At 44.2% G+C, this 7350-nt stretch carries 6 protein-coding genes; all 6 read left to right on the forward strand.

Going from position 1 to position 7350, the window contains the following annotated elements; genetic code table 11:
* Positions 1-998 precede the first annotated feature (998 nt).
* Positions 999-1793, forward strand: coding sequence for a hypothetical protein (locus GF401_04310; protein MBD3344268.1), 795 nt, complete (start codon positions 999-1001; stop codon positions 1791-1793).
* Positions 1783-4935 (forward strand): TonB-dependent receptor plug domain-containing protein, encoded by a 3153-nt coding sequence (locus tag GF401_04315; GenBank protein ID MBD3344269.1) that lies wholly within the window; start codon positions 1783-1785, stop codon positions 4933-4935. The genes GF401_04310 and GF401_04315 overlap by 11 nt, the downstream gene beginning before the upstream one ends.
* A gap of 45 nt (positions 4936-4980) precedes the next feature.
* Positions 4981-5598, forward strand: a complete 618-nt coding sequence (locus GF401_04320; GenBank protein ID MBD3344270.1) for a hypothetical protein — start codon at positions 4981-4983, stop codon at positions 5596-5598.
* Positions 5591-6043, forward strand: coding sequence for a hypothetical protein (locus GF401_04325; protein MBD3344271.1), 453 nt, complete (start codon positions 5591-5593; stop codon positions 6041-6043). Before GF401_04320 ends, GF401_04325 begins: the two co-directional genes overlap by 8 nt.
* Before the next feature lie 2 nt (positions 6044-6045).
* Positions 6046-6756, forward strand: coding sequence for a TonB family protein (locus tag GF401_04330; GenBank protein MBD3344272.1), 711 nt, complete (start codon positions 6046-6048; stop codon positions 6754-6756).
* A 28-nt stretch (positions 6757-6784) separates the two neighbouring features.
* The coding region (locus GF401_04335) for a hypothetical protein (protein ID MBD3344273.1) at positions 6785-7350 on the forward strand (566 nt) is incomplete at its 3' end.

The following is a 7350-nucleotide window of genomic DNA, read 5'->3' on the forward strand; positions in this document are numbered from 1 at the left end:
AGGAAACACAATACAATGCATTAATAAGCACAATAGTCCAATTCTGATCGACTACTGGTTTTCCGACAACAGAAAAAACCTGTTTATCGTTCCCTATAATTCTCTCTGGGATAGTGGCGATAAGTACAAAGTGGTATTGGACGGGGTTACTAGTGATAACGGAGACAGCCGCAAATTCACACTTTTTGATATTGCAATTTCCGCAATATTGGGGCCGGTTACGATTATTGATGCCTATGTTAATGACACCTCACGGGTTGATTATAGTACTACTCATCATTTTCTGAACTGGAACCGGCTTCCCGGCGCCGCATTTTACAGCATCTATTACAAAAAGGCTTACGATGTTCACTGGGTGAATATCGAAGAGGGGGTTGTGGATACTTTTTGCATGATTTCAACCAGAGATTTTTATATGAACGGTGAATGCGTTAAATATATTGTACTTGCTCAGGACGCCTTTGGGTTCACCGGTGATCCCGATAGTGCGATTTCATTTTCGGTATGCGACCAGACCGCACCGAAAGTATTCGGTCGGTATCCTGTTTCGAGTTCTTATAACCGGTTTAATGGAGCAAACAATAGCGATGTTTCAAGTGCCGACACCCTTTATGAGGAGGTCTGGCTCCAGAAGGAACCGTCCTCCTATGTGTCTAGTTTTACAGAGTTCCTTGACACGACAAAGATGCCTTCAGTTAGTGTTTTAGAAGGTTTTGAAATTGACTCGATTAACAGCGATCCTCCGGATACAACCGGCGATCCGGATTATGTGCTGCCCAATGAAAATGTAATCTGGAAATGGACTATGCGGAACCGTGGTGTTCTATTCTTAATTATTCCTCCGGGAGTGAACGCAGCGCACGACACGATCAATCTCGATTTTCGAGAGGTGACCGATTATGCGGGTAACCGGGTCGATCCCCGAGACGGCAGTGGAATAATTCAATTTTTAACAAAAGACTAATTCCATCAGCGCGCAGCATTATTAAAGGGAACCAATGAACTCCGATCGGGGAAGAATAATTCGATATTGCCTCATGTGCATTACCGGGGGGCTGATATGTATTATATGTTTATGTAATTTTGCCACTCAATCTTATAATACGGGTAAACTTCTTTCGCCTGGAGAAAGTCTTTTCGGCGGCGGTTTCGGAGGAAGAGATTATTATGAGATTAAAAACCATTCTCCCGTCCTGACAGAAATCGAAAACACATCGTCTGAAACATTTGCAGACACACTGGAGCAACGCTGGTTTTCTTTTTGTTTTCAATACCGTCTCGGGATTTTGCCCGAAAAGCCTCTGGGAGGGGGGCTTGAAATCGGATTGCACGGGGAATATCCTGCCCAGTTTGCCGAAGATTACGGGTTACCTATTGTAGAATTTGATTCCCGCCTCGGGTTACCTCCGGTTTACTCGAAACGATTCGGCTATTTTCACAATCTTTCGATCGGCTGGACTGTCGGAGCCTGGATAGACAACGGATGGTTTCTAGAATACGCCGGCGGTATCGACGGTGCGCATTTTAATCCCTACGCCACATTTCGCATATTGCTTGTTGCAACCGATATTCTCACCAACGAACTTGATTTTAACGATGAAAATATCCTCAGGCAAAAAGACATGGGCTGGAATGTACGCATTGCTGGCGGATGTGCTGTAGACCTCCCGACCATACGCTTTCTCCCCGATAAATTAATCCCCGAGGTATGCCTGATATTCCCTGATTATTCAAAAATTAAGAATATCGGTTTGACCTATCACCTGGGTATCCGGTGGCAATATGGAATATAATCGGTTGCCTCTTGTCCGTTACTTTTTACAATCATATGTAGTGATTGTAATGTTTGCTTTCGGCACGCTCGAATCGGTATATTCGGATGATATTCCATCGCAAAATATCGTTCAACGCCCGGAAGATGGCGTCGCCGACAGCGCTGAGATTATTGTTGAAGGGCTGTTAATTGACGGGAATACCGGAGCTGTGCCTGATGATGATTCTATTGTAGTCATGATTGACAGCTTTCGGACGCCTGTGGATACTCTCGGGAACTTCATACTCAGGCTCCGGCCAATGGAATATCATACCATTTCGGTTATTTCCCGGAAATATGAGAAGAATCATAAAATTATAACCATATCTCCCGACCGTCGGAATTATTTCGCCACCTTTACGCTTATTCCTGCCACTACTTCTCAAAGCGTTGTTTCAACATCAACGAAATCTGATACAATCAATGAGATCCCATGGACAATTCGGGGGTATGTTGTCGATGAGAAAGGCGATATATTTGACGGCGAGGACACTCTTATTGTTATGCTCGATAACGATACGATTCCTGTTACCACAAAAGGCTCTTTTCAATGTACAACATTGATTGGCGGAATACATGCTCTGGGTGTCTTCACCCCTGAGGGGGCCGGAGGTTACATAACAATCGAATGCAATGAGGACCGAAAAAATATGTATACGACCCTGGAAGCGCCGGTTGTTGAAGGCAAGCCTGTCAGGAGACAACTCACCGTCAGGGGTACGCGCCAACCGATTCATACAACCGCTCAACCTTCCCGTACCGATTTACCAAATAAAGAAATAAGGCATGTTTCGGGAACGATAAGCGACCCCCTTCGGGTTCTGCATACACTCCCCGGGGTCTCCTCCGAGAACGACGTTTCTTCCAGATGCATAATCCGCGGAGGTGATGAGTTTGAGGCACGGATTTTTCTCGATGGAGTTCCCTTGTTGCAACCCTACCATTTTGGCGGCGTTCGTTCTACGTTCAATCAAATGGCTGTAGATGAACTGGTGCTTTATAAATCAGCCTATCCTGCTGAATATTTTAACGCTCAATCTGGAATTATCGCGGTTGAAAGTCGGGGAGCGGTAGCCGATTCTTTTTCGCTTACATTCGATGCAAACATGCTCCAGTATTCAGGCTATGTAAATGTTCCATTGATCAATCATCGGTTCGGCATTTCTGCTTCCACCCAGGGCTCCTATACCGATTTCCTGGTTAAGACAGCCATTAAAAATGCCGGAGAAAATTTTGATGCTGAGCTGAAAAAGCATATTGATGAATTTAAAGATTTGATCAACATGCCCGATTATCGCGATTATTCAACAGGGCTTCATTTTAAACCCTCAGACATAGTGGAATGCAAAGTCAACTATCTTTACAATACGGACCGGTTCAGATATGTCGTTGCCGACTCGATAACTCCGATCATGTATTATTATCGGAAGTATTACATGGATTACGACGACAATAACGCTCGGTTTTATGATGATTTCACCGGTGATTCGCTAATCGATATACATTTGAGGGATACGATCGTCGATATGCTCCGATGGGTGAGCGGATATTCTGAAAATAAAAATTATGAAGGTGAGGGGCCGCTCGGAGATGAGTTGCGGTATGTTGCGATGCCGTCACAAGCAGTTCGAGCTATTGATACTCTTGTTGATTACGGGTCAAAGTGCAACAGTGTGATCGGTAATATAAGATTTACACCAGGTAAAAACCATGTATTCGAATTGATCGGAGGCAGACAACAAAGAAAATGGGACCTGATGTTTCCTCCCGATTCATTTTCATACACCGCAGACACATCATTATACAATGTTAAAATCGAACGAGTTAACGGTTCTTTGAGCTGGCTCTATTCCGGCTGGGAAAACCATCTTTTTGATTGCGGCATACAGCTCGAATATTGCACAAATAAATATGATGTCTCAACCGGATGGGTTTTGCACAACATAGTTACTAAAGGAAGCGTGAATTTCGGAGATCACTGGGGAATGCTGACCGGGGATTCCGGTATGATCGCATTGGTTGACAGTATCGATACTGTCGGCATATATGATGTTTCAGGTGTACGGAACCGTCTTTTTATCAGATATTCGGGTGGAGATTATTATTACTCGGGTAGTTTTTTTCTCCAGGATGAATGGAATGCCGCCTCGCGGTTGAAAATAACCACCGGACTTCGTCTGGATTATTCGCAGGCCGATTCATCGATTTCGCTATCGCCTCGCATTGGATCTAAATACAGCCTGAACAACAGGAATGAGCTGATTGCCTCGGCAGGTCACTATATTCAGAATGATTATACACCCGCCCTACTCGCCCTCTCAAACAACCTTGTCCCCGAGAAGGTGTGGCACCTGTCAATCGGGATTGAGTCGAAATTCGTATCATGGTTAACGCAAAAAATTGATGTTTACGGAAAGTATTATTATGATCTTTCGGTAGAAAATGCTCAGACTGTCTATGATCATATGAGATATTCTCCCGAGGATCTTCGGTACCTTCTTAATGAAGACGACCGGCTTGCCGACTCGCTCATCGATTCGCTTTATCGAAGGGTCCCGGAAAAATATAATGCTCTTCTGATGTCATATTTGATGGAACATGAGGATTATTATATCACGTATTCCAATACCGGCGCCGGATATGGATACGGAATTGAATACCTCCTCCGGTTCGATCCCGGTGAAAGATGGTTTGGCTGGATTTCCCTGGGGTTGGGAAGGGCTTTTCGACGTCGCAATAAAAATTCACCTTGGCGCCCCTTTATGTTCGACCGTCCTTTTTCCGCTTCGCTGGTAAATTACTACCGCCTCCCACGGCGGTATGAATTGGGAATAAAATATCGATTTATTACCGGCTATCCTTACACTGAAACCGACTTCTCCCGCGGTATTTATATCGGTTCAACCAATGGTAAACGTTATTCTCCCTATCAACGCCTTGATTTGCGGATTCTCAAAGAGGTCGCCTTGAAAAGGGGGCGATTTCATATATATATAGAACTGTGGAACATGCTTAACAGTCCGAATGTTTTTCTGGCCGACAGTAAATCACAAAAAGTGGAACGGTTGGGAATTAACATTCCCTTTACAACACTTTTTATGGGATGTGAATATACGTTTTAACAATATTGGAGTCATTATTACAAATCGAAAGGAGACTATGCGGTAATGCCTGTGGTAGTCGAATATTTTAAAAGCGGCGGGATTTTTATGTATCCCATACTCATCGGTACACTCTGGGGGTTGACCATCATAATCGAACGAATAATATTTTTCCTTCAAACGGCGTTTCAGCTTAACAATCAGAGCAGGAAAATCGAATATCTGCTGAAAAGAGGTGAAATAGCCGGTATTGAAGCGTACCTCAAAGCAAAGAAGGGAATTATTAAAAATGTATTAAAAGCCGGATTAGAAAACCGTTCACTTCCCGATAACCATATAGAAATGAAAATGGAGGAAGCGCTTCTTAAGGATATACCTGCATACGAGAAATATCTCGATTTACTTGCAACGCTTTCACACCTCATGCCGATTTTCGGGCTTTTGGGGACCGTATCGGGTATGATTGCCACCTTCAGGGTCCTCGCCGCTCAAGGTACTGCGGATATCCATGCCATGGCTGACGGTATATCGGTAGCTCTGATAACCACTCAGGCCGGTCTCATAGCCTCGGTGCCCATTATTCTTGGGCATACGTTGCTCAGCATTCGATTGAAAAAAGTGACCGACAAAACAAAAGAAGTATCCATGCACTTTTTATACTATATAAAGGTTGGCCATGCTTAAAGATGCATTCAGAAGACTTGAAAGACCGCAAACAAAAGCAACGGTATCTATGACCCCTCTGATTGATATGGTTTTTATTCTGCTGATCTTCTTTGTCGTGACAACCACCTCTATCAGGGAAACTGGAATAACTATTAATAAAGCGCATGCATCAACATCACGGGCTCTTGATGGCGATATCCTTGTGATTGCAATCGATAAAGAGGGTAATTACCGGCATGAAAACAGATTATTTGAACTTGACACATTGTTGTCTATTATCCCCGAGAAGATAAAGCGAAGGGGTAATGCGGGTATAGTGATCATTCCCGACAGGGATGGACGAGTCGATCCATTGATAGCCATAATGGACAGGTTGCGCGCAAATAATATCACTCGGTTTTCTCTTGGTACCCAGGCCCCCAAAAACGGTCTTATAATTAAAGAAGCTAAGGAAAACGATTAATTATGGGCGGTGGTGCATGCATCGGCGTCGACGGAGCGGATTGCGGAACGGCGCTTGACCGCTTTTCACTCCTTCGTTTTGCAATAGCCTGGTTGCTGGCGTGTGTTTGTGTGTATCTTTTTTGCATAGTTACAATTACCGGTGATTATTCTGTAAAAACCGCCCCTCCTCCTTACACCGTAGTTAATATCATGGAGATACTTCCCGAAAAACCTCCACCTCCTGTGCCGTCAAAATCCGTAGAGCGACCAAACAGAGTGTCAACACCTCCGGCCGAAAAGACACCGGAACCGGTATCTCAAGAACCGGAACCTGATGCTCCATCAGACATACATGCTGCTGCCGGTGATAAGGCGGGAGATTATCAGGCCATCCGGAAAGCTTCTGTTCTGCAGCCGGTAACCCCCGCCGCCTTAAGAATTGAATCGCCCAAAGAGCTTGATAATATAGAATTCGATCCCATATTCAACCCCAAGCCATTGTATCCTGATATTGCGCTGAGAGCCGGTATTGAAGGCTGGGTAGATGTGGACCTGATAATCGATGAAAAGGGTATGGTCCATTCGTTTATAATCGACAGCATTTTCGGGCACCCCTCTTTTGCCGAGGCTGCTGAAGAAGCGCTCCCTCGGTGGCGATTTCCGCCTCCTCGACAAAGGGGCAGGTCGGTTCGAGTGAAGTATTATTATAGAATTAACTTCACCCTCGATTAGTTAAATTGAATTTGTGGTAATATGATTGATGATGCGGAGTGGTATCAAAATGAAAATGAATGGATTGCTTGTAGTACTTGCTTTACCGGTTGCTTCTTGTTTCTCGCAAACACTTATTGAAGACACTCTGGCCATTCGGACTCTATTGGATAAAAACCATCTTGATTATATCGCCGTTTCGGAGGTGGCTGTCCAGGAGTATGCACGCATTACACAGTTGGATTTGTCGAACAATGCAATTTCGGGCAGCAGGAAAATATCCGATTTAACGGAACACATTGGAAGTCTGACTTCATTGCAGACCTTGAATCTTGAGGGTAACGATCTCACATATCTGCCTGTTGCGGTAGGGAAATTATCAAAACTTGTCTCTCTTGATATATCCAGAAATAATATTGTTGAAATCCCCGAAGAAATCGGAGTGTGCACAGCATTGTATGATCTGAACCTCTCGGAGAATCAACTGGTGAATCTTCCTTTAGCAATTTCGAAGCTTCAGCGTCTCAGTTCTCTTAATATCAGTGGGAATAGAATTTCGGTTTTTCCCGATTCGATCTGCAGGCTGTCCGAACTTAAGAGGCTTGAAATGAATGA

The sequence above is a fragment of the Chitinivibrionales bacterium genome (assembly GCA_014728215.1).
In the GTDB taxonomy this organism is placed as follows: Bacteria; Fibrobacterota; Chitinivibrionia; order Chitinivibrionales; family WJKA01; genus WJKA01.